The 23,705-nt window shown below is 60.2% G+C and carries 21 protein-coding genes and 1 pseudogene; 18 read left to right on the top strand and 4 right to left on the bottom strand.

All coding sequences use genetic code 11. The annotated features are described in order from the left end of the window. Positions 1 to 133 precede the first annotated feature (133 nt). The 3 genes from ACTG2J_RS05955 to ACTG2J_RS05945 all read left to right on the top strand — a co-directional run bounded on the left by ACTG2J_RS05955 (position 134) and on the right by ACTG2J_RS05945 (position 3,895). Positions 134 to 538, top strand: a complete 405-nt coding sequence (locus ACTG2J_RS05955) for a hypothetical protein (protein WP_439988901.1) — start codon at positions 134 to 136, stop codon at positions 536 to 538. Between the two features lie 54 nt (positions 539 to 592). Continuing rightward, the gene (locus tag ACTG2J_RS05950; RefSeq protein ID WP_439997285.1) at positions 593 to 2,623 is read left to right on the top strand and encodes a M13 family metallopeptidase; all 2,031 of its coding nucleotides are present in this window, start codon (positions 593 to 595) and stop codon (positions 2,621 to 2,623) included. A gap of 339 nt (positions 2,624 to 2,962) precedes the next feature. Then, the gene (locus ACTG2J_RS05945) at positions 2,963 to 3,895 is read left to right on the top strand and encodes a GGDEF domain-containing protein (protein WP_103251314.1); all 933 of its coding nucleotides are present in this window, start codon (positions 2,963 to 2,965) and stop codon (positions 3,893 to 3,895) included. Between the two features lie 98 nt (positions 3,896 to 3,993). Here ACTG2J_RS05945 and crr read toward each other — a convergent pair whose 3' ends face one another. The 4 genes from crr to cysK form a co-directional block, all read right to left on the bottom strand. Continuing rightward, positions 3,994 to 4,503, bottom strand: coding sequence for a PTS glucose transporter subunit IIA (crr, locus tag ACTG2J_RS05940; protein ID WP_005338264.1), 510 nt, complete (start codon positions 4,501 to 4,503; stop codon positions 3,994 to 3,996). A 42-nt stretch (positions 4,504 to 4,545) separates the two neighbouring features. Continuing rightward, positions 4,546 to 6,273 (bottom strand): phosphoenolpyruvate-protein phosphotransferase PtsI, encoded by a 1,728-nt coding sequence (gene ptsI / locus ACTG2J_RS05935; protein WP_439997284.1) that lies wholly within the window; start codon positions 6,271 to 6,273, stop codon positions 4,546 to 4,548. Positions 6,274 to 6,319: 46 nt separating this feature from the next. After that, complete coding sequence (locus tag ACTG2J_RS05930) at positions 6,320 to 6,577, bottom strand: HPr family phosphocarrier protein (RefSeq protein WP_005338266.1); 258 nt, start codon at positions 6,575 to 6,577, stop codon at positions 6,320 to 6,322. A gap of 440 nt (positions 6,578 to 7,017) precedes the next feature. After that, positions 7,018 to 7,986 (bottom strand): cysteine synthase A, encoded by a 969-nt coding sequence (gene cysK, locus ACTG2J_RS05925; RefSeq protein ID WP_047440293.1) that lies wholly within the window; start codon positions 7,984 to 7,986, stop codon positions 7,018 to 7,020. Between the two features lie 159 nt (positions 7,987 to 8,145). Here cysK and ACTG2J_RS05920 point away from each other — a divergent pair, with 159 nt between their 5' ends. The 15 genes and pseudogenes from ACTG2J_RS05920 to gspJ all read left to right on the top strand — a co-directional run. Then, entirely contained in the window at positions 8,146 to 8,988 is an 843-nt protein-coding gene (locus ACTG2J_RS05920) for an AAA family ATPase (RefSeq protein ID WP_013723987.1), read from the top strand. 3 nt (positions 8,989 to 8,991) lie between these two features. Beyond that, positions 8,992 to 10,155 (top strand): vWA domain-containing protein, encoded by a 1,164-nt coding sequence (locus ACTG2J_RS05915; protein WP_201947976.1) that lies wholly within the window; start codon positions 8,992 to 8,994, stop codon positions 10,153 to 10,155. A gap of 54 nt (positions 10,156 to 10,209) precedes the next feature. Next, complete coding sequence (locus ACTG2J_RS05910; protein WP_201947974.1) at positions 10,210 to 11,331, top strand: beta-ketoacyl-ACP synthase III; 1,122 nt, start codon at positions 10,210 to 10,212, stop codon at positions 11,329 to 11,331. 49 nt (positions 11,332 to 11,380) lie between these two features. Further along, a complete protein-coding gene (locus ACTG2J_RS05905; RefSeq protein ID WP_439997283.1) occupies positions 11,381 to 12,826 on the top strand; it encodes an HD domain-containing phosphohydrolase in 1,446 nt (481 codons plus the stop codon). Between the two features lie 327 nt (positions 12,827 to 13,153). Next, entirely contained in the window at positions 13,154 to 14,722 is a 1,569-nt protein-coding gene (locus ACTG2J_RS05900; RefSeq protein ID WP_040065846.1) for an ExeA family protein, read from the top strand. Then, positions 14,722 to 15,417 (top strand): GspB family T2SS assembly factor variant ExeB, encoded by a 696-nt coding sequence (exeB, locus tag ACTG2J_RS05895; protein ID WP_139741774.1) that lies wholly within the window; start codon positions 14,722 to 14,724, stop codon positions 15,415 to 15,417. Before ACTG2J_RS05900 ends, exeB begins: the two co-directional genes overlap by 1 nt. Before the next feature lie 227 nt (positions 15,418 to 15,644). Continuing rightward, positions 15,645 to 16,478 (top strand): GspC family type II secretion system variant ExeC, encoded by an 834-nt coding sequence (exeC, locus tag ACTG2J_RS05890; protein ID WP_439997903.1) that lies wholly within the window; start codon positions 15,645 to 15,647, stop codon positions 16,476 to 16,478. Between the two features lie 21 nt (positions 16,479 to 16,499). Next, the gene (gene exeD / locus ACTG2J_RS05885; RefSeq protein WP_216948207.1) at positions 16,500 to 18,539 is read left to right on the top strand and encodes a GspD family T2SS secretin variant ExeD; all 2,040 of its coding nucleotides are present in this window, start codon (positions 16,500 to 16,502) and stop codon (positions 18,537 to 18,539) included. Beyond that, positions 18,539 to 20,044 (top strand): GspE family T2SS ATPase variant ExeE, encoded by a 1,506-nt coding sequence (gene exeE / locus ACTG2J_RS05880; protein WP_439997282.1) that lies wholly within the window; start codon positions 18,539 to 18,541, stop codon positions 20,042 to 20,044. Before exeD ends, exeE begins: the two co-directional genes overlap by 1 nt. Before the next feature lies 1 nt (position 20,045). Continuing rightward, the gene (gene exeF / locus ACTG2J_RS05875) at positions 20,046 to 21,266 is read left to right on the top strand and encodes a GspF family T2SS innner membrane protein variant ExeF (RefSeq protein ID WP_005338296.1); all 1,221 of its coding nucleotides are present in this window, start codon (positions 20,046 to 20,048) and stop codon (positions 21,264 to 21,266) included. Between the two features lie 97 nt (positions 21,267 to 21,363). Beyond that, positions 21,364 to 21,795 carry a GspG family T2SS major pseudopilin variant ExeG gene (gene exeG, locus ACTG2J_RS05870; RefSeq protein ID WP_005338297.1) on the top strand — a complete coding sequence of 144 codons (432 nt, stop codon included), beginning with the start codon at positions 21,364 to 21,366 and terminating at the stop codon, positions 21,793 to 21,795. A 47-nt stretch (positions 21,796 to 21,842) separates the two neighbouring features. Beyond that, positions 21,843 to 21,962, top strand: a complete 120-nt coding sequence (locus ACTG2J_RS05865; protein WP_082628446.1) for a type II secretion system protein — start codon at positions 21,843 to 21,845, stop codon at positions 21,960 to 21,962. Then, a complete protein-coding gene (exeH, locus tag ACTG2J_RS05860; protein WP_439997281.1) occupies positions 21,959 to 22,519 on the top strand; it encodes a GspH family T2SS minor pseudopilin variant ExeH in 561 nt (186 codons plus the stop codon). The genes ACTG2J_RS05865 and exeH overlap by 4 nt, the downstream gene beginning before the upstream one ends. 82 nt (positions 22,520 to 22,601) lie before the next feature. Continuing rightward, positions 22,602 to 22,961, top strand: coding sequence for a GspI family T2SS minor pseudopilin variant ExeI (gene exeI / locus ACTG2J_RS05855; RefSeq protein ID WP_005338301.1), 360 nt, complete (start codon positions 22,602 to 22,604; stop codon positions 22,959 to 22,961). Next, a pseudogene (gspJ, locus tag ACTG2J_RS05850) lies at positions 22,958 to 23,605 on the top strand (type II secretion system minor pseudopilin GspJ); the annotation flags it as partial. The gene exeI and the pseudogene gspJ, both read left to right, overlap by 4 nt. Between the last annotated feature and the right edge of the window lie 100 nt (positions 23,606 to 23,705).

Genomic DNA, 23,705 nt, shown 5'->3' with positions numbered 1-23,705 from the left:
ACTTTTTTTAATTTTATTTGAGTGTCCTCTTCATCCTGTCCATTGCAAAGTGGCGCCATTCCAGCGCCGGGCCCTGTGACCACCACCCGGCTGACACCGACTTGCTCATTTGATAATTGAAAGGATCCGAGAGATGAAACACCCCTTGATGGTAATGGGAATAGCCGCCTGTCTGGCATTAAGCGGCTGCCAGAATATGGACACCAAGAAAGTCCTGATAGGTGCAGCTGCGCTGGGGGCCATCGGCGCCGCTGGCTATTACGCCGGGAAAAAGCACCGCGATAACAAACACGAGCATGATGGCCAGCATGACGATAGCGATGACCAGCATATGGCCACCAGCAAGATGCCCCGTTACTGCTCGGGGGAAGCGGCCAGCAAATTCCATGTCTCCCCGCGCGATATCACCACCGCGTCGGCAGAAGAGAGTGGCCACAGATACAAGGTCTATGGCCAGTACGAGACCGACGATGATGCGGTCGACTTTACCTGCACCTTCAATCACGACGGTCGCTTCCTCTCGGTCGTTCGCAGCTGATTGACCATCAGGTATAGCCAATTCACCACCGACTCTCCATACAGGACACACACGATGAAACAGCAACGCAGCATGATCGCCAGCCTCATTGTGCTGGCCCTGCTCGGCCTCGCGCCATGCGTCGGTGCCGCCAGCGGCCACTCCGGGGTGGATCTGGCCAGCATGGATAACAGCGTGCGCGCGGCGGACGATCTGTTTCGCCACGTCAACGGCAACTGGCTGGCCCAGACCCAAATACCGGATGACCTGCCGGGGCAGACCATCGGCAATCTGCTGGCGGACAAGTCGCTGAAGGATCGCAAGGGGTTGCTGGAGGCGCTGCTCAAGCGCCCGCAACAGGCCGGAACCCCTCGCCAGCAGATCGCCGATCTCTACGCCAGCTATCTGGATCAGGCCGGGCGGGATGCCAAAGGGCTGACGCCCATTCAACCACTGCGCGACGAGATCATGGCCATCCATGATGGCGCCTCGCTGGCCACCTACTTTGCCCGTGTTAACAAGCTGGGGGGCGGCGCTCCCTTTGGTATCGGGATCATGGCCGACAAGAAGCAGCCTGACAGCTACGGGATCTACCTGCAGCAATCCGGTCTCGGTCTGCCGGATCGGGACTACTACCTGAAAGAAGATGCCGCCAGCAAGGCTCTGCGGGCCAGCTACGAGCAGTTCATTACCGCCCTGCTCAACCATGCCGGCGTCGAGGGGGCGAGCGAACAGGCCCATCGCATTCTGGCGCTGGAAACCCGGCTCGCCAGCCTGCAGTGGGACAGAGTCAAGCGGCGGGATGACAACCTCACCTACAACAAACTGCCCATCGCCCGCCTCAGTCAGTTGCTGCCCCCCCTGGATTGGCAACGCTACCTGACAGAGGCCGGTATCGCCGGGGAAACGGAGATCATCGTCAGTGAGCCGGACTATCTGGAGAAGCTGACCGCCGTGATGCAGGAGACCAGCATCGCGCAGTGGCAATCCTACTGCCTGTTCCATCTGCTACGCACTTATGCGCCCTATCTCGACAGCCAGAGCAATGCCCTGCACTTCGCTTTTTACGGTACGACCCTGAGCGGCATCCCCCGGCAGCGGGAGCCCTGGAAGCAGGCCATGGAGGTGCTGGACGACTATCTGGGTCAGGCGGTGGGCAAACTCTACGTGGAGCGCTACTTCCCGGCCGAAGCCAAGGCACAGATGGCGAGCATGGTGCGCAATCTGATCGCCGCCTATCGCCAGGAGATCGGTGGGCTCGACTGGATGTCTGCTCCGACCAAACAGCAGGCGCTGGCGAAACTGGAGCAGGTACGGGTCAAGATCGGCTATCCCGACCAGTGGCAGGATTACAGCGCAATCGAGATCCGTCCCGATGATCTGGTCGGCAATGCCCAGCGCGCGGCCACGGTGCGTTACAACGAGCACCTTGCCCGCCTCCATCAACCGGTGGATCGGGAGGAGTGGTTCGACAATCCGCAGACGGTGAACGCCTACTACAACCCGAACAACAACGAGATCGTCTTCCCGGCAGCCATACTGCAACCGCCCTACTTCGATCTGAAGGCGGATGATGCGGTTAACTATGGCGCCATCGGCGCGGTCATCGGTCACGAGCTGAGCCATGGTTTCGATGATCAGGGGGCCAAATTCGATGGCAACGGTGCCTTGCACAACTGGTGGGCTCCGGCCGATCTCAAGGAGTTCACCGCCAGAGCGCAAAAACTGGCGAAACAGTACGACCGTTTCGAGCCCATCAAGGGGGAGCATGCCAACGGCCAGCTGACCCTTGGCGAGAACATCGGCGATCTCGGCGGCCTGACCATCGCCCACAAGGCCTACCAGCTCGCCCTGGGCAACCGCCTGCCAGCGGTGCTCGATGGCTTCACAGCCGAGCAGCGTTTCTTTATCGGCTGGGCGCAGGTGTGGAAAGGGAAGTACCGGCCCGAGCTCGCAGCCGTCCTGCTCAAGACAGATCCCCACTCGCCGCTGGAGTACCGGGTCAACGGCGTCGTCGTCAACATACCGGCCTTCTACAGTGCCTTTGCTATCAAGCCGGGAGACAAGCTCTATCTGCCACCTTCCGAGCGTGTGAAGATTTGGTGACCACCAGCAGAGGCCCTGGCCCGAAAAGCTCCAGCAGATGGACCACCTCCACCTGAGCTGAAGATGACCGACACAGGGAATGTCTGTTTTACCCTGGCTGGTTTTTCCCGACCTACATGTGCCTGACCATGTGGGTTTTTTTGACCCTTTTGCCCCGCCCCTTCTCCTCAGCCTGCCCAGCTTTCACCCGATACGGCCACGGCAAACAACTCCGCCGTTTTCTCGCCTTTGCCATTGGCTGAAAAACCGGCGGCGGAACCGCTATAAATCGGTTTACCACCAAACAGGTCTGACCTATGGTAAAGCATGTAAAAGATGCATCGTGGAGCCGCTTTTCCTATGAATGACCGAGAACTGCAACAGATCCTGTTTCGCTCCTTCGATGTGATCCCGCTGCCTATTCTGGTGTCAGAATCTATTGCCCGTCACGATGGCTGCTCACCCGACATGATCCCGCAGCGGCGCCACCGCTTTCTGAATAAAGCCTTTATTGAGCAGCTAGGCTACAACCTTGACGATCTGCCGGACATGGCCTCCTGGTTTCAGGTCGCCTACCCGGATGAAGGGTATCGCCGCACCATCATCGACTCCTGGCACTCCCAGGTGGAACAGAGCTTGTCGCAAGGGCTGGAGGTCGCCGAAATGCCTGCGCTGATCCGCTGCAAGAGCGGTCAGTCACGCTGGTTTATCGTCACTGCCCAGCTGGGAGCCGATGCCATCCCGGATGGCCATATCGTCACCTTTCGCGATATCCACGACCTGCAGTGCATGGTGGAAGAGGTGAGCCGCCTCTCCTGCACCGATCCGCTCACCGAACTGACCAACCGGCGTGGCGCCCAGCAACAGCTGCAGGCCCTTTGGTTGCAAGGTGAGCCCCTCTCGGTGGTGTTGGGAGATATCGACCATTTCAAACAGGTCAATGACCGCTACGGCCACCCTGCGGGCGATGCCGCGCTCTGCGCCGTCGCCCACGCCATGGCGGGCCAGCTGTTGCCGGGGGAGAGTCTGGCCCGTTGGGGCGGGGAGGAGTTCCTGCTGATCCTGCCTGGTTGCGATATTGAACAGGCGGCACGGCGCGCCGAACAGCTGCGCCAGCATGTCAGTACCACCCGCTTGCCATGGCAGGGGAAGCAGCTCTCCCTCACCATCAGTCTGGGGTGTGCCAGCATGAAGGGGCAGGAGAGCATCGACTATCTGCTGATGATGGCCGACCGGGCCCTTTATCAGGCCAAGGATCAGGGGCGTAACCGGGTTGTCATCTCGACGGAATAGAGTGATCACCAGAAAGGAAAGCCGACTCGCGGCCATAAAAAAACCGAAGCACAAGGCTTCGGTTTTTTACTGCGCAACTGGCGTGAGCCAGCCTGGCATTACTTCTTGATACGGATAACCGGGGTCTCGCCCACAGTCACGGCACCAGTCATTTTGATCAGCTCTTTGATCTCGTCCATGTTGGAGATGACAACCGGAGTCAGGGTAGACTTGGCTTTCGCTTCCAGAACGGCCAGATCGAACTCGATGATGGTGTCGCCGCGCTTGACCTGTTGACCTTCCTGAGCGATACGCTTGAAGCCTTCGCCTTTCAGTTCAACGGTGTCGATACCGAAGTGAACGAACAGCTCGATACCGGAGTCGGATTCCAGAGAGAACGCGTGGTTGGTCTCGAAAATCTTGCCGATGGTACCATCGCACGGAGCAACCATCTTGTTGCCAGCCGGCTTGATGGCGATACCGTCACCAACGATCTTCTCGGCGAAGACAACGTCAGGCACATCTTCGATCGGCACGATTTCGCCAGACAGCGGAGCAAAGATTTCGATGCCGCCGGTGTCAGAGCTATCGTCGGAAACCAGTTTCTTCAGTTTATCAAACAGACCCATATAAAGCTCCTAGAGATGATTTGTCGCTGTTTGCAGCCGATCTTAGCAGACTGCTTTCTGCTTAATAAAGTTATCTACGCATGCTTCGATTTCAGCGGCGGTGGCAAAGCTCAGTGCTTGATCAGCCATTGCCTTCACATCTTCGAAGTTGGTGTTGCGGATAAGCTTCTTGATACGCGGTACAGAGATGGCGCTCATGGAGAACTCATCCAGACCCATACCCAGCAGCAGCAGGGTAGCGCGCTCGTCACCAGCCAGTTCACCACACATACCGGTCCACTTGCCTTCGGCGTGGGACGCATCGATAACCATCTTGATCAGGGTCAGGACGGAGGGTGAGAGCGGGTTGTACATGGCGGAGATCATCTCGTTACCACGATCGACAGCCAGAGTGTACTGGGTCAGGTCGTTGGTACCGATACTGAAGAAATCCACTTCCTTGGCCAGATGATCAGCCATCACGGCAGCGGCCGGGGTCTCGATCATGATACCCACTTCGATGGATTCATCAAAGGCTTTGCCTTCGGCACGCAGTTCGGCTTTCAGCGTCTCTACGGTAGCTTTCAGGCTACGGAACTCTTCGACAGAGATGATCATCGGGAACATGATGCGTAGCTTGCCGAAGGCAGAGGCGCGCAGAATGGCCCGCAGCTGAGCGTGCATGATGTCTTCGCGGTCGAAGAAAATACGCACGGCACGCCAGCCCAAGAAGGGGTTCATCTCTTTCGGGAAATTCATGTACGGCAGCTCTTTGTCGCCGCCAATGTCCATGGTACGCACGATGATCGGCTGATCCGGCATCGCTTCGGCCACTTCTTTGTAGGCTTTGAACTGCTCTTCTTCGGTCGGCAGCGCGTCACGGTCCATAAACAGGAACTCGGTACGGTACAGACCCACGCCTTCGGCGCCATTGCGGATGGCACCTTCGGTATCCTTGACGGTACCGATGTTGGCGCACACTTCGACCTGGTGACCATCCAGCGTGATGGCAGGCAGATCTTTCAGCTTGGCCAGCTCATCTTTCTCGGCCTGGAACTGAGCCTGGAACTTCTTGGCTTCGGTCAGCTGTTCAGCGGTCGGATTGATGATGATCTGGTTGTTGATCGCATCCAGCACCAGCATGTCACCGTTCTTGACGCGCTCGGTGATGTCGTTGGTGCCTACCACGGCCGGCAGCTCCAGGGAGCGGGCCATGATGGAGGTGTGAGAGGTACGGCCACCGATGTCGGTGACGAAACCCAGCACATATTTCAGGTTGATCTGAGCGGTTTCAGACGGGGTCAGGTCTTTGGCGACCAGGATCACCTCTTCGTCGATGGTGCTCAGGTTGACAACGGCGATGCCCAGTACGTTCTTGACCAGACGGGTACCGATGTCACGGAAGTCGGTAGCGCGTTCGCGCAGATAAGGGTCATCCAGCTCGGCCATCATCTTGGCGTACTGTTCGATCACCTCATAGATGGCTTTGTCAGCGGAAGCCTTGTTCTCTTTGATGAAGGATTTGATATCCCCTTCCAGCTCCTCATCTTCGAGCAGCATGATGTGGCCTTCGAAGATGGCCTCTTTTTCCTCACCGAAGGTGCGACCGGCCATCTCTTTGATGGCTTCCAGCTGGGCAGCTGACTTGGTACGAGCTTCGAGGAAACGGTTGATCTCGACATCAATCTGGTCAGCAGAGATTTTGCCCTGATTGATAACGATTTCATCTTCTTTCAGAAGAAGCGCCTTACCGAATGCGATACCGGGGGACGCAAGAATGCCAGATATCATAATCCTTCCTATTAAAACGACTGTGGGGGAGGAATCTAAAGCTGGATTACTCCAGCTCGTCCATCAGGGCAACCAGCTTCTCAACAGCTTGCTGAGCATCCGGGCCATCAGCCTGGATAGTTACGTTGGTACCCTTGGTCAGGCCCAGGGTCTGCAGCTTGAACAGGCTCTTGGCGCTGGCGGACTTGCCACCGGAGACCACAGTGATCTCGCTTTGGAATTCTTTGGCTTCTTTCACGAACTGAGCTGCCGGACGGGTGTGCAGGCCGTTTTCAGCAGTAATAACAACAGACTTCTCGTACATGGTTTCACCCCATATTATTGATATTTTTTGGTGGGTTGGTCGTTTTTGAAGCAACCTGACCCACCGTGTCAGTATGGATATGTTGTAAAGTAACGAAAGCAGACCCGCAATGGTTTAATCCAGGTCAAGTTTCTGTGCAGTAATCGGCGCGCTGGTTGGCAATTTTCAGTTATTGGGCTACAAGCCGCATCAGGACTGGCCTGAAATTATTTTATAACGAAAAATAACACTTTGTTACTTTGTGATACCCAGCCAGCAAACACCGCGTGACGCCGCACAGGATATGAGATTTAGAGCGGAATGTCTGCTTTTTTTCTCACTCCGGAACTTGTTATTTTACCCCAAAAAATAAGGATCAAGTGACACTAACAGGGGTTGAGTCTAGCCCATAAAGAAGCGGCGCTCCTGGGAGCGCCGCTGTTTTGAAAGATTCCGATCAGTTACTGCTGCAGTTCCTGCTCGCTGAACACCCCGGCAAACAGGGCGCTGGAGAGGTAACGCTCCGCCGCACTCGGCAGGATGACCACAATGGTTTTGCCCGCAAATTCCGGCAGCTCGGCCAGACGGCTGGCAGCCACCACCGCAGCACCGGAGCTGATACCGGCCAGGATCCCCTCCTCCTCCATCAGGCGGCGAGCCATCTCGATGGCTTCATCGCTGGTCACCTTCTCCACCCGATCGATCAGGGAGAGGTCCAGGTTGCCCGGAATAAAGCCGGCGCCGATCCCCTGGATCTTGTGGGGGCCGGGTTTAATCTCTTCCCCGGCTAGCTTCTGGCTGATGACCGGCGACTCCGCCGGTTCGACCGCGACAGAGACCACCGCCTTGCCCTGGGTCTTCTTCAGGTAGCGGGAGACACCGGTAATGGTGCCGCCGGTACCTACTCCGGCCACGAACACATCCACTTCGCCGTCAGTGGCATCCCAAATCTCGGGGCCGGTGGTCTTTTCGTGGATCTCCGGGTTGGCCGGGTTTTCAAACTGTTGCAGCAACACATACTTGCCCGGCTCGGATTCGAGGATCTCGTTGGCCTTGGCAATGGCCCCCTTCATGCCGAGGGGCCCTTCGGTCAGCACCAGATTGGCACCGAGCGCCTTGAGCAGCTTGCGGCGCTCCAGGCTCATGGTGGCCGGCATGGTCAGGGTGATGGGATAGCCGCGAGCTGCCGCGACAAAGGCCAGAGCAATACCCGTGTTGCCGCTGGTGGGCTCGATGATCTCCTTACCCTTGGTCAGGATGCCGCGCTTCTCGGCATCCCAGATCAGGTTGGCACCGATACGGCACTTGACGCTGAAGCTGGGGTTGCGGCTCTCGATCTTGGCCAGCACGCGACCTTTGGTAACACGGTTGAGACGAACCAGCGGGGTGTGACCGATAGTCTGGCTGTTGTCCTCAAAAATTTTGCTCATGGCGCTATCCCTGTGTTTGTTACGACGATGAAACAAGATTACCCTGTGGTTTCTGAATGAGAAGTGACTATTCGTTATAACCATATGGTATTACAACATATAGAGCTTATTCTCTCTGGCCCCTGACTCCGGGTGCCAATCGTCAAAGGAACCGACGTTATGGGATTTTCAGGAAGCAGCCAGTATCTCGCCTCCGATGCATTGAAGATGGCGGTCAATGCCGCCATCACCCTCGAAAAACCGCTGCTGATCAAAGGGGAGCCGGGCACCGGCAAGACGGTGCTGGCGGAAGCGGTCGCCGACCATCTTGGCACCGATCTCATTGCCTGGCATATCAAGTCCACCACCAAGGCCCAACAGGGACTCTACGAATATGATGCGGTGGCCCGGCTGCGCGACTCCCAGCTCGGCGATCCCAGAGTGGCCGATATCAGTCACTACATTCGTAAAGGCAAGTTGTGGCAGGCCTTCAGCGCCGAGCAGCGACCTGTGCTGCTGATCGACGAGATCGACAAGGCCGACATCGAATTCCCCAACGATCTGCTGCTGGAGCTGGATCGGATGGAGTTCGACGTCTACGAGACCGGCGAGCGAGTCAAGGCGCGCCAGCGGCCGGTGGTCATCATCACCTCCAACAATGAGAAAGAGCTGCCGGATGCTTTCCTGCGCCGCTGCTTCTTTCACTACATCCGCTTCCCCGACAAGGCCGAGATGCAGGCCATCGTCAAACTCCACTACCCCGACCTCAAGGAGAGCCTGCTTGGCGAGGCAATGGATCTCTTCTTCGAGCTGCGCGAGGTAGAGGGGCTGCGCAAGAAGCCCTCCACCTCGGAGCTGCTGGACTGGATCCGCCTGCTCTTGGCCGACGATATCGCCCCCGAGGCGATGCGTGCCCGCGAGCCCGGCAAGCTGGTGCCCGCGCTATACGGTGCTCTGCTCAAGACCGAGCAGGATCTGCATCTCTTCGAGAAGCTCGCCTTTCTGGCCCGGCGCGGCAGCTGACCCATGCTGATCGACTTTTTTACCCACCTGCGCCGCCACAAGCTGCCGTGCAGCCTGCGCGAGCTGCTGGACTTGCACGCTGCACTGGCTGCTCGGCTGGTCACCATCGATATGGACGAGTTCTACCAGCTATCCCGCTGCCTGCTGGTAAAAGACGAGGCTCACTACGATCGCTTCGATCGTGCCTTCGCCGAATACTACGAGGGTCTGGATGCCATTCCCCTGCTGCCGGAGAGCCTGTCCGAGGAGTGGCTGCGCAAGGAGTTCGAACGGCTGTTGAGCCCAGAGGAGAAGGCGCTGCTCAAATCCCTCGGCGGACTCGACAAGCTGCTGGAGACCCTTAACCAGCGATTACGCGAGCAGAAAGAGCGCCACGCCGGTGGCAACAAGTGGGTAGGGACCGGTGGCAGCAGCCCGTTTGGCCACGGCGGTTTTCACCCCGAGGGCGTTCGAATGGGTGGAGAGGGGCAGCACGGCAAGGCGGCCAAGGTATGGGAGGCCCGTCACTATCGCAACTTCAGCGACGACTCGCCGCTCGGCCAGCGCGCCATCCAGCTGGCGCTGCGCAAGCTCAGACGTTGGGTGCGCAAAGGCAATCCCGACGAGCTGGATCTCGACGACACCATAAAAAGCTCTGCCCGCCAGGGTTGGCTCGATGTGAAGTTACGGCCCGAGTGCCACAACGGGGTGAAGCTATTGGTTTTCTTCGATGTCGGAGGCTCCATGGATGCCCACGTAGCAGAGGTGCAGCGCCTCTTCTCCGCCCTGCGCCACGAGTTCAAGCATCTGGAGTACTTCTATTTTCACAACTGCCTCTACGACTTCGTCTGGAAGGACAATAACCGCCGCTTTGAGGAGCGATTCGATACCCTGCGGCTGCTGCGCACCTACGGCAGCGACTACCGGGTGATCCTGGTGGGGGATGCCACCATGGGCCCCTACGAGATCACCTGGCCAGGCGGCAGTGTCGAGCAGTGGAACGAGGAGTCGGGTCAGGTGTGGCTTACCCGCTTGCAGCAGCACTTTCCCAAACTGGTGTGGATCAACCCCACCCCACGGCGGGAGTGGCTCTGGCATCCCTCTATCAAGCTGATGAATGACGTGGTTGGCGGGCGGATGCATCCGCTGACCCTGGCGGGTCTCGCTGCGGCGATCGACCAGCTGTAACCCTCTCTACCCTATAAACCGACAAGCCGGGAACGCACCCGGCGAGGAGCAAAGATGACCTCTATCGTGATCAGTGGCTCAGGCCTCTATAACCCACCCTTTGTCGTCAGCAATGAAGAGCTGGTGGCCGCCTTCAACCAGTATGTGGATCTCTACAACGAGGAGAACGCCTCCGCCATCGACGCCGGCCAGCTTCCCGCCAAGCAGCACTCCAGCTGCGAGTTCATCGAGAAGGCATCCGGCATCAAGAGTCGTTATCTGGTGAGCCGAGAGGGAGTGCTCAACCCCGACATCATGCAGCCGCTGCTGGCGGAGCGGCCCGACGAGATGCCCTCCATCATGGTGGAGATGGCGGTGGCCGCCGCCGAGCAGGCACTGATCGCCGCCGGCCGCGAGCCCGGCGAGATCGATCTGGTGATCGTCGCCGCCTCCAACATGCCGCGCCCCTACCCGGCTCTGGCCATCGAGCTGCAGCACTATCTGGGGGCGAGCGGCATGGCCTTTGATATGAACGTGGCCTGCTCGTCTGCCACCTTCGGCATCAAGACAGCCGCCGACATGCTGGCGGCAGGCACAGCCAAACTGGCACTGGTAGTCAATCCGGAGATCTGCTCGGGGCACCTCAATTTCCGGGACAGAGACAGTCACTTTATCTTCGGCGATGCCTGCACCGCTGTGCTGCTGGAGCGGGAGGCCGATTGCAAGATGGCCAATCCGTGGCAACTGGTGGCCAGCAAGCTGGTGACCCAATACTCCAACAACATCCGCAACAACTTCGGCTTTCTGAACCGGCTGAGCCCGCGCACCCGCTACGGCGACGACAAGCTGTTTCGCCAGCAGGGGCGCAAGGTGTTCAAGGAGGTGTTGCCGCTGGTGTGCGACCAGATAGCCAACCAGCTCGATGAGCAGGGCTGGCCTGCCGAGAGCCTGAACCGGCTCTGGCTCCATCAGGCCAACCTCACCATGAACCAGTTCATCGGCCGCAAGCTGCTCGGTCACGATGCCAGCCAGCAGGAGGCGCCGGTCATTCTTGATAGCTATGGTAATACCAGCTCGGCGGGTTCCATCATCGCGTTTCATCTGTACAATCGCGACCTTCCTGCGGGTGCTCGCGGCGTACTGTGCTCCTTTGGCGCTGGCTACTCCATCGGTAGCCTGCTGCTGCGGCGCCTGTAATGGCGGGCCTCCCGCCGACATAACAATAACCAGCAACATGGGTGGGAATATGCAGAGGATCACGGGGCGCTGCGCCCTGCACTACGGGGTAACCCTGTCACTATTTTGTCTCTATGGCTGGCAGGTTTGCCCGTTTCTCGAGAGTCTCACCCTGCCCCAGTTGCTGGGGCCGACCCTGGTGACGTTCGCCATCATGTTCGCCGTGCGCAATTGGCTGCTCTCAAGAAGGCCCTTGGCGCGCAACGGGCTGGACGGGTTTGGACTGGAGGTGGGTTTCTACCTGCTGGGAGCACTGCTGCTCTCGGGCTACAACGCCCTGACCCACGACTTCCCGCTGGAGAGTCACCTCAAGGTGCTGCTGGGGATGACCACCCTCGGCTTTCTGGTGGCGGCCGATCTGACCCTGGAGCGGGATTGGAATCGGGCCAGAACACGGCAAGCCGAGCAGAGCCTGGCACTGAGCCACCCGCTGGCCATGCCGCTGCCACGCAAGTTCACTCTCTTTACCCTGGCGACCCTCACCCTGCTGGGGGGCGTCTTCTTCTTGCTGTTCAACAAGGATCTGGAGTGGCTGGTGACGGTGGAGCGCAGCCTGCCGAGGGTCGATGCCCAGCACTACATCCTGTGGGAGATCGCCTTCGTAATGACGGTGACCTTCTGTTATCTCGCCCTCATTATTCACGGTTATGGTCGCAATCTCGGCCTATCCCTGCGCCAGCAGACCAGCACAATGGCCAGAGTGCAGTGCGGTGACTTCGACGCCCGGGTGCCGGTCACCCGGGATGACGAGTTTGGCCTTATCGCCGCCAGCACCAATCAGATGATCGGTGAGCTGAAATCCCGCAGCGACGAGCTCAACCTGACCCGCGACGTGGCCATCCTCGGCCTCGCCTCGCTGGCGGAGACCCGGGACAACGAGACTGACGCCCATATCATTCGCACCCAGCACTACGTCAAGGCGCTGGCGCAATACCTCAGTCGCAGCGATTGGGATCGCTATCCGCTCGATGACGCCACCATCGATCTGTTGTTCAAGTCTGCCCCCCTGCACGATGTGGGCAAGGTGGGCATTCCCGATGCCATCCTGCTCAAACCGGGCAAGCTGACCGACGAGGAGTTCGCCATCATGAAGCGCCACCCGCAGATCGGCGCCGATGCGCTGGCGAGTGCCGAGGCGCAGCTGGGCTCCAACTCCTTCCTGCGGCTGGCCCGGGAGATCTCCCTCACCCATCACGAAAAGTGGGATGGCAGCGGCTATCCGGCAGGGATGGCGGGTGAAGCGATTCCCCTCTCCGGGCGTTTGATGGCGGTAGCAGATGTCTACGATGCCCTCATCTCGAAACGGGTCTACAAATCTGCTTTCAGCCATGAGGAAGCGAAGGAGATCATCGTGAAGGGGAGCGGCAGCCATTTTGATCCCGGCATCGTCGCGGCGTTTCTCGCCTGTGAGGCGCAGTTCAGGGAGATTGCCGCGCAGTTTCAGGATCACCACTGAGCAAGTACATGCTGACCAGCTTGCCCTGATGGCTGACAGGGCAACCGGCGTCATAGATTGTACACAAACAGGTCCGACCATGGTCAGCTCAGCGCCATGCTGACGGCCTTTGCCACGCCGTGCCCATATTGATATTTCCCTTTATTTACAGCTATTTTTTGTCATTATGTGATCCGGGTTCGTGCCAATGACGCTACCGGGATCACAAGATGGCAGGAAAAGGCCGCAATTTGCCCTTCGGCGCCAATGATGGCTTCCAATGAAAGCGAGGTTTGCTATCATCCGGAGACATTTTTCATCTGTCGCCGGCTACAAAAGAATACCCTCATGTACACACAGTTCTTCGGCCTCTCGGAACACCCGTTTTCCATCTCGCCCAATCCCAAGTACCTCTATATGAGCGAGCGCCACGGCGAAGCCCTTGCTCATCTCAACTATGGATTGCAGGATGGCGGCGGCTTTGTGCTGCTGACCGGCGAAGTGGGCACCGGCAAAACCACCGTCTCCCGCTGCCTGCTGCAACAGCTCCCCGCCGAGACCGAGATCGCCTATATCCTCAACCCCTCCCTGACCGAACGAGATCTGCTGGCCGCCATCTGCGACGAGTTTCAACTTCCCTATCCCGAAGATGCCGGGATCAAGCGGCTGTTCGACCTTATTCGCGATCACCTGCTGGCCAACCTGGCGGCAGGCAAGCGCAGCGTGGTACTGGTGGATGAGGCGCAGCACCTGCTGCCCGGCGTACTGGAGCAGCTGCGCCTGCTCACCAACCTCGAAACCGACGAACGAAAACTGCTGCAGGTGGTGCTGATCGGTCAGCCCGAGCTGCAACAGATGCTGCGCCAACCCCTGCTGCGTCAGCTGGCCCAGCGCATTACCGCCCGCTATCACCTGCTGCCGCTCTCTCACAGCGATGTGGATGCCTACGTCCGCTTCCGGCTGCAAGTTGCAGGCTGCGTACAACCCATCTTTACCCCGCGCGCCATCAAGACGCTTCATCGCCTGAGTGGCGGCATCCCCCGTTTCATCAACCTCATCTGCGACCGCGCCCTGATCGCCGCTTTCGCCCGTGGCAGCTACAAGATTGTCCACAGCGATATCAGCCAGGCCGCCTTCGAGGTCAATGGCGTTCGGGACGAAGGGAGCTGGGCCTCCGGTCTGATGGTGACGCTGGCGGGCGCCCTGCTGGTGGCCGCAGGCTGGTGGGGCTGGCAATTTTTCGGCGTGTTCCCCACCCGTCCGGTAGTCAAGGTCGAGGTGCCGGTCACCATCGACGAGACCGCCGAGCAGCAGGAGCAGCTGACCGAGGCGATCAATCAGGCCATCGACCCCGACAGCGCCATGCAGAATCTCTATCGGGTCTGGGGTTATGAACCGGAACCGTTCGAGGCAACCTGCGACAACGCGCCCCGTGCCGGTCTGCGCTGTCAGGAGGGAGAGGCGAGCCTCGACGAGCTGCGCGCCCTGCAGTATCCCGCCATGATCACGCTCACTGACCAGACTGGCGGCCTCTACTATGCGACCCTGGTCAATCTGGGGCCGAACAAGGCCAGCCTGATGATCGGCGACCAGAGCTGGCAGGTGGATCGCCAGTGGCTCAGCGACAACTGGGGCGGCAGCTACACCCTGCTCTGGCGCATGCCGAAAGGGGGCGTCAGCCTGATCGCCAGCAATGCCGGTCAGACCCAGATCCAGTGGCTCGACAATGCCCTGAGCCGTGCGCTGCAGCAACCCGAGCGCAAGGTGCGCCGTTTCGATGGCGAGCTCAAGAACAAGCTGCAGCAGTTCCAGCGAGATCAGGGGCTCACCCCTGATGGCATCGCGGGCAGCAATACCCTGCTGCGTCTCAACGCCCTCTCCGGTGAACCCATGCCCAGACTGGAGGAGGCCTCCTGATGTCTACCCTGCTCAAGGCGCTGCGCCGTGCGCAGCAACCGCAACTCTCCGCCCATATTCCGGCCATGGGCTTGCCCATGCCCCGGGAAGAGGAGCGCAGCCCACGCCGCATCGGCTGGCTGCTGGCCCCCCTGGCCCTGTTGCTGGGGGCGGGCGCCAACTATGGCTGGCATCTGCTCCACCTGCGCCCCATCGAGGAGAAGGTGGAGGTGAAAGAGGTGATCACTCCGCCCTTCGTGCGGGTCGAACCCAAGGCAATGGTGACCCGTCCACTGCCCCCGCCCCTGCCGGAGCCGGTGGCCCAACCCAGAGCAGTGGCCAAAAACGAAGGGACCAGTCAGGGGAATACCCCCGCGCTGAGTCTGGCCGAGCAGCTGATGAAAGCCCTCAATGAAACGCCATTGCAGGAGACGCCACACGCCACCGGCCAGAACAACGTGCAACCGGCCCAGTTGATGGCGCTGGGCTCGGCACCCCAGTCGGTGCGCCAGCAGGTACCGCAATTGAGCTACGGCTCTCATGTATTCTCCTCCAACCCCGCCAAGCGCGCCGTAGTGCTCAATGGCCGGGAATACCGGGAGGGGAGCGAAATCGCCCCGGGAGTCGTGCTCGCCACCATCGACCAGCAATACATAGTGCTGCAGGTCGCCGGACAGAGCGTGACCCTCAAGGCGCTGCAGGATTGGCGAGGGTGAGTACGCACCGTACCCTGATGTTCGCTGGCAAGCAGGATGCACCTCACCTGAGTGCCACTTTTGTGAGCATTCAAAGGTTTACGGTGTGATGAAATATCCATTTTTACGGTTTGGCGCACCCCGACCCGTTGTGTCACAGCCACTGGCCGTACACAATACGCAGCCGCCCCAGAGCCTGGAATTTGTTGATTAATATGACGCTACGATTCAGGGATGACATCTTGACCATGCTGCTGGCCCAGTGCCGGCGGCTTCCCATGACCAGAGTCACCCAGGTGGCCTTTCTGGCGCTGCTGATCATACTGGCCCAGCAGAGCGCAGCCCTCACCTGGCGTCTGCTCACCCTGGCAAGCCCGCAAACCAGCCAACCGTGGCAACCCTCCGCAGTGGCGGTCAGCGGCCAGAGCAACCCGCGCCTTGAACTGGGCGAGGTAAGCCGACTGGCGCTGTTTGGCAAGGCGATCCCCAAGGCGCAGGCCAAAGCCGCCGTGGCCGCCAATGCGCCGCGTACCCAGCTCAATGCCCAGCTCAACGGGGTGCTGGCCAGCTCGGATCCCGCCAAATCCATCGCCATCATCGCCATGTCCGGCATCCAGAACTCCTACGGGATCGGTGACATGATTGACGGCACCCAGGCGCGGATCCGGCAGGTCTATCCGGATCGGGTGATCATCGAGCGGGATGGCCGCGACGAGACCCTGATGCTGGATGGCGAGGAGTATGGCAAGCCGCTGCCGCAGACCAACGCCGCCCCCCTTGGCTCCCTGCGCAGCGAGCTGATGGCCGATCCGGGCAAGATCACCGATTACCTCAATATTTCACCGGTTCAGGTGGATGGCCGCATGACCGGCTATCGCCTCAACCCGGGCAGCAATCCTGAGTTTTTCAACCAGAGCGGGCTGCAGGCCAATGACCTGGCCATCAGCATCAACGGGCTGGATTTACGGGACAACATGCAAGCCATGCAGGCGATGCAGCAGATGGCTGGCGCCACGGAAATGACAGTGACCGTCGAGCGACAGGGCGAACAGTTCGACATCTTTGTGCGCTTGTCAGAATAATGATTTGGAGTCGTACCAATAATGACCACTAAAGGGAAAAGCTGGCGTCTGGCCACTATCGCAGCGGCACTGATGATGGCGGGCTCAGCCTGGGCCACCGAATACTCTGCCAGTTTCAAGAACACCGAGATTGAAGAGTTCATCAATACGGTGGGCAAGAACCTCAATAAAACCATCATCATAGAGCCCTCGGTGCGCGGCAAGATCAACGTGCGCAGCTACGACCTGCTCAATGAGGATCAGTACTACCAGTTCTTCCTGAGCGTGCTCGACGTCTACGGCTTTGCCGTGGTACCGATGGACAACGGGGTGCTCAAGGTGCTGCGCTCGCGGGATGCCAAGACCTCCGCCATTCCGGTGGTGGATGGCAGCAACCCGGGCTCCGGCGACGAGATGGTGACCCGGGTAGTGCCGGTGCGCAACGTCTCAGTCCGCGAACTGGCGCCGCTGCTGCGCCAGCTCAACGACAACGCCGGCGGTGGCAACGTGGTGCACTACGAGCCCTCCAACGTGCTGCTGATCACCGGCCGCGCCGCCGTGGTCAACCGCTTGGTGGAGGTGGTGAACCGGGTCGACCGCGCAGGCGATCAGGATGTAGACATCATCAAGCTCAAGTTCGCCTCGGCAGGTGAAATGGTGCGGCTGGTGACCAACCTCAACAAGGATGGCAACCCCCAGGGGGGCACCGCCTCCCTGCTGCTCTCCCCCAAGGTGGTGGCCGACGAGCGCACCAACTCTGTGGTGGTGAGTGGTGAGCCGAAAGCACGCGCCCGCATCATCCAGATGGTGCGCCAGCTCGACCGCGACCTGCAAAGCCAGGGCAACACCCGGGTCTTCTACCTCAAATATGGCAAGGCCAAAGACATGGTAGAGGTGCTCAAGGGGGTTAGCTCCAGCATCGAGGCCGACAAGAAGGGCGGCGGCGCAACCACAGGTGGCGCCAGCATCGGCGGTGGCAAGCTGGCCATCTCAGCCGACGAGACCACCAATGCGCTGGTCATCACCGCCCAGCCGGACGTGATGTCCGAACTGGAGCAGGTGGTGGCCAAACTCGATATCCGCCGCGCCCAGGTGCTGGTGGAGGCGATCATCGTCGAGATGCAGGATGGCGACGGCCTCAGCCTTGGCGTCCAGTGGGGCAATGCCAACGGCGGCGGCACCCAGTTCACCAACTCAGGTCTGCCCCTCGGCAGCGCCATTGCGGCGGGCAAGGATTACCAGAATGGCAAGACCGACACCGCTGCCGGTCTGCTGAAAGAGTTCAACGGCATGGCCGCCGGTTTCTATCACGGCGACTGGGCCATGCTGGCCACGGCGCTGGCCTCCAATACCAAGAACGATATTCTCTCCACCCCGAGTATCGTCACCATGGATAACAAGGAGGCCTCCTTCAACGTCGGTCAGGAGGTCCCGGTCCAGAGCGGTTCACAAAGCTCCACCACCAGCGATCAGGTGTTCAACACCATCGAGCGCAAGACGGTGGGCACCAAGCTGGTGGTGACCCCGCAGATCAACGAAGGGGATTCGGTGCTGCTCAATATCGAGCAGGAGGTCTCCAGCGTCGCCCAGACCCAGGCGACCGGTACTGCCAACCTTGGCCCCACCTTCGACACCCGTACCGTCAAGAACGCGGTACTGGTCAAAAGTGGCGAAACTGTGGTGCTGGGCGGTTTGATGGACGAACAGACCAAGGAGCAGGTCTCCAAAGTGCCCTTGCTTGGCGATATCCCGGTGCTGGGCTATCTGTTCCGCTCTACCTCCAACACCACCTCCAAGCGCAACCTGATGGTCTTTATCCGGCCGACCATCTTGCGTGATGCGGACGTCTATACCGGTGTCTCCAGCAACAAATACAGCCTGTTCCGCGCCGAGCAGCTCAATGCCGCCTCGCAGGAGGGGTATCTCACCTCCCCCGCCCGTCAGGTATTGCCTGCCTATGGCCAGGATGTGATGGTGTCGCCCGAGCTGCAAAAAGAGATCCAGAAGCAGATCAACGAGATGCGGAGCAGACAGCAAAGCACTGTCGAGACCACCACCCCGTTTGTGCAGAGTAAGCCCTGATGAGTGCCTACCATCTGGATGGAAGCGTCGGGCCTGCGCCACTGCCCGAGCTCCCCTTTGTCTTTGCCCGCAACTTCGGGGTGATCCTGATTGAGCGGGACGGCGCCCCCGTGCTGCAGTGCCGCCCCGGTGTCATCCCGCAGGCCCTGCTGGAAGTGCGGCGGGTCGCGGGTTGCAGCTTCGCGGTGGAGCAGCTCGACAACGAGGCCTTCGAAGAGCTGCTGATGGCTCACTACCAGCGCGACTCCTCCGAGGCGCGCCAGCTGATGGAAGATCTCGGCAACGAGATGGACTTCTTCGCCCTGGCCGAAGAGCTGCCGCAAAGCGAAGATCTGCTGGATGCCGATGACGACGCCCCCATCATTCGTCTCATTAACGCCATGCTGAGCGAGGCGATCAAGGAGGAGGCCTCCGATATCCATATCGAGACCTTCGAGCGGGCGCTGGTGATCCGCTTTCGCATCGATGGGGTGCTGCGGGAGATCCTGCGCCCCCATCGCAAGCTGGCCTCACTGCTGGTGTCGCGGATCAAGGTGATGTCGCGGATGGATATCGCCGAGAAGCGGGTGCCGCAGGATGGCCGTATCTCGTTGCGTATCGGCGGCCGCGCCGTCGACGTGCGGGTCTCCACCATGCCGTCCAGCTACGGCGAGCGAGTGGTACTGCGTCTGCTCGACAAGAACAACGTGCGCCTCGAGCTCAAGCAGCTGGGGATGACCGCGGCCAACCGCACCATCATCAGCGAGCTTATTCGCAAGCCCCACGGCATTATTCTGGTCACCGGCCCGACCGGTTCCGGTAAGTCCACCACCCTCTATGCGGCGCTCTCCGAAATCAACTCGCGGGATCGCAACATCCTGACGGTGGAAGACCCCATCGAATATGACCTCGAAGGGGTGGGCCAGACCCAGGTCAACACCAAGGTGGACATGACCTTCGCCCGCGGCTTGCGCGCCATTTTGCGTCAGGATCCGGATGTGGTGATGGTGGGGGAAATTCGAGATCTGGAAACCGCCCAGATCGCGGTGCAGGCGTCGCTGACCGGTCACCTGGTGATGTCGACCCTGCACACCAACACCGCCATCGGTGCTATCACCCGGATGCGGGACATGGGGATCGAGCCCTTCCTGCTCTCCTCGTCCCTGCTGGCGGTGCTGGCCCAGCGGCTGGTGCGCACCCTCTGCCCCGATTGCCGTGCCCCGCGCCCCATCACCGAGCAGGAGCGCCTCGCCATGGGCATCGAGCTGGCCCCCGATCAGCAGGTGTGGCGCCCGGTCGGCTGCGAGCTGTGCAACCACACCGGCTACCGTGGCCGAACCGGCATTCACGAGCTGGTGGTGATCGATGAAGCGGTGCGTGAAGCCATTCACAGTGCCAGCGGCGAGCTCGCCATCGAGCGGCTGATCCGCGGCCACACCCCCAGCATCCGCCGTGACGGCATCGACAAGGTTCTCAAGGGGCAGACCAGCCTCGAAGAGGTGCTGCGCGTGACCCGGGAAGATTGAGATGGCGGCATTCGAATACAAGGCCCTCGACAACAAGGGGCGCAGCAAGAGCGGCGTGATGGAGGGGGATTCCGCCCGTCAGGTACGCCAGTTGCTGCGCGAGCAGGGGCTCACTCCCCTCGAGGTGAACGAGACCACCGAGAAGGCGAAACGGGAAGCGACCCGCTTCGCCCTGTTTCGGCGCGGTGCCAGCACTGCCGAGCTGGCTCTGATCACTCGCCAGTTGGCCACCCTGGTCGGGGCCGGTCTCACCATCGAAGAGGCGCTCAAAGCGGTGGCCGAGCAGTGCGAAAAGGCCCATTTGCGCTCTCTGGTGGCGACCGTGCGCAGCAAGGTGGTGGAAGGTTATTCGCTGGCCGACTCGCTGGGGGCCTTTCCCCATGTATTCGACCAGCTGTTTCGCTCCATGGTGGCGGCCGGTGAAAAATCGGGCCATCTGGAGAAGGTGCTCAACCGCCTCGCCGACTACACCGAGCAGCGCCAGCATATGCGCACCAAGCTGCTGCAGGCGATGATCTACCCCATCGTGCTCACCTGCGTCGCCATCGGGGTTATCTCGATCCTGCTTACCGCAGTGGTGCCCAAGGTGGTGGCCCAGTTTGAACACATGGGTCAACAATTGCCGGGCACCACCCGCTTTCTCATCGGCACCAGCGAACTGATGCAGGCCTACGGCCTCTGGTTCCTGCTGCTGATCTTCCTTGGCAGCTTTGTCTGGCGCTGGTGGCTCACCGATGAAAAGCGTCGCCGACGCTGGCATCAGGTACTGCTCGGTCTGCCGGTGATTGGCCGGGTCAGCCGCGGTCTCAACACCGCCCGCTTCGCCCGTACTTTAAGCATCCTCAACGCCAGTGCGGTGCCCCTGCTGGAGGGGATGAAGATCTCCGGCGAAGTGCTCTCCAACGACTTTGCCAGAATGCGCATTCTCGAGGCTGCCGAGCGGGTACGCGAGGGGACCAGTCTGCGCAAGTCACTGACCGAGACCAAGATTTTCCCGCCCATGATGCTACACATGATCGCCTCCGGCGAGCAAAGCGGCGAGCTCGACAGCATGCTGGAGCGGGCGGCAGACAACCAGGATCGGGAGTTTGAATCCCAGGTCAATATCGCCCTCGGGGTGTTCGAACCCATGCTGGTGGTCTCCATGGCCGGGGTGGTGCTGTTTATCGTGATGTCGATCCTGCAGCCGATCCTCGAGCTCAACAACATGGTGAATATGTAAGTTTCCGGTGTTCGGTGGCGCCGCTGGCGGCTCGCCGAACCCACCCAGTGATCACTCTCTGATGGGCCATCCCATCTCATTCGTTACGGAGCAACTCATGAACAAACGTCGTCAATCCGGTTTTACCCTGCTGGAAGTCATGGTGGTCATCGTGATCCTCGGCATTCTGGCCAGTCTGGTGGTGCCCAACCTGATGGGCAACAAGGAGAAAGCTGACCAGCAAAAAGCGGTCTCCGATATCGTGGCGCTGGAAAACGCCCTCGACATGTACAAGCTGGACAACAACCGCTACCCGACCACCGAACAGGGTCTGGATGCGCTGGTGACCAAGCCTTCTATCGATCCGGCGCCGCGCAGCTACCGCGATGGCGGCTACATCAAGCGCCTGCCGCAAGATCCCTGGGGCAACCCGTACCAGCTGCTGAGCCCGGGCCAGTTCGGCAAGATCGACATCTTCTCCATGGGTCTGGATGGTGAAGCCGGTACCGATGACGACATCGGCAACTGGAACCTGAAGGATTTCCAATAAGTGATATGTCGCCAGCGCATTCACTCCGCCTTGCTGGAGCAGCCTGAATGAAGGCTGCGCCATCTGCTCGTCGCCAATCCGGCTTTACCCTGCTGGAGGTGCTGCTCGTTGCCATGTTGATGGGTCGGCTTGAGGCTACCGCTATGCAGTTGAGGCTAGCGCCATGAAACAGAGTCGCCAATCCGGCTTTACTCTGCTGGAAGTGTTGCTGGTCGCCATGCTGATGGGACTAGTGGCCACCGCCGTCACTCTCAGCATGGGAGGCGCCAGAGGAGATCGGGAGCTGGACAAGCAGGCGCGTCGCCTGATGGCGACGCTGCAGCTGGCGCAGGAGTATGCGGTGATGGATGGTCGGCTGGTAGGCATTCGCATCGAGGATAACGGCTGGCAGTTTATGCAGCGTCAGGCCAAGGATCGCAAGTGGCTGGCCCTGACTGGCGACAAGCAGCTGGGGCCCGTGCAACTGGCCGAGAACATGACGCTGGCGCTGGAGCTGGAAGGCTTTGGCTGGCAGCCGGACTCCGACGAGAAAACCGAACAGAAGCGCGACGAGAAGGAGCGCACGCCGCAGTTGCTCATCTTCCCGGGCGGCGAGCTGAGCCCGTTCGTGCTCACCTTCACCCAGCAGGATGACGATGCCCGCTACACCCGCATCGTCAAGGGGGACGAGTTCGGCCGCCTCACCCTGCTCACCGGTGATGAAGATGAAGAGGTGAGCGAGTGAACGCCCGCGGTATGACGTTATTTGAGAAAGGAGTGATGGTGGCGCCACCTCTGTGCCAACAACATGTGCAACGGGTGGCACGATGAACGCACGGGGCATGACATTACTCGAAGTGATGGTAGCGCTGGCAGTCTTTGCCATCGCGGGTCTCGCGGTAATGAAAACCGCCAGCGAACACCTCTCGGCCCTCAACTATCTGGAGCAGAAGACACTCGCCACCTGGGTGGTGGAGAACCAGTTGGTGCAACAGAAGCTCGAGAACAAGTGGCCCGGCGACAGCTGGGTGGAAGGGGATGAGCAGATGGCGGGCAGCACCTGGTACTGGCGCTATCGCGGCGTTGCCACCGCCGACAACAACTTCCGGGCACTCGATATGGAAGTGCGCACCGAGGCCAAGGCCGAGAACCCGGTCGCCATGATGCGGACCTATATCAGCCGATGACCCAGCTCTCCGCCCGCACGCCTCGCCCCGTCCGTCACGCCGGTTTCACCCTGCTCGAAATGCTGGTGGCGATCGCCATCTTCGCCACTCTCAGCATGGGCGCCTATCAGGTGCTGCAGGGGGTACTCACCAGCGACGAGGTAGCCAAGCGCAAGGAGGCTCGCCTCAACGAACTGCAGCTCGCCTTCACCCTGCTGGAGCGAGACATCACCCAGATGGTGCCGCGCAGCGGTCGCATCGAGGGGGAGAACAACAAGGTGCTGCTGGCGGCTTCCCGCTTCGGCCAGCAGAGCGATGACTGGGGCATGGCCTTTATGCGCAGCGGCTGGCTCAACCCGGACGGCATGCTGCCCCGCTCCCATCTGCAGCGGGTCGGCTGGCGTCTCAAGGATCAGAAGCTGGAGCGCCTGAGCTATCTCTATCCGGATCCGGTGATCGGCACCGAGCCGCGCATCCAACCGGTGCTGACAGGGATCACGGCGTTTCGCCTCTACTTCTTCGACAAGGGCAACTGGAAAGAGGAGTGGAGCCAGCGCAGCGTGCTGCCCTACGGGCTGGCAGTGGAGCTGGATCTGGAAGATTACGGCACCATTCGCCGTCAGTTCCTGATTGGCGCCGGTGGCCAGCGCGCCGAAGAGAACAGCCAGAGCAGCAACCCCGACCAGGGGGGCGGCAACAACAGCAATAACGGGAACAACGGCGGCAACGGCAATACCAATGGCGGTAATGGTGACAGCCAGAACG

The sequence above is a fragment of the Aeromonas sp. 6P genome (assembly GCF_051919525.1).
Lineage (GTDB): Bacteria > Pseudomonadota > Gammaproteobacteria > Enterobacterales > Aeromonadaceae > Aeromonas > Aeromonas veronii.
This window is presented reverse-complemented; position numbering and strand designations above follow the sequence as displayed.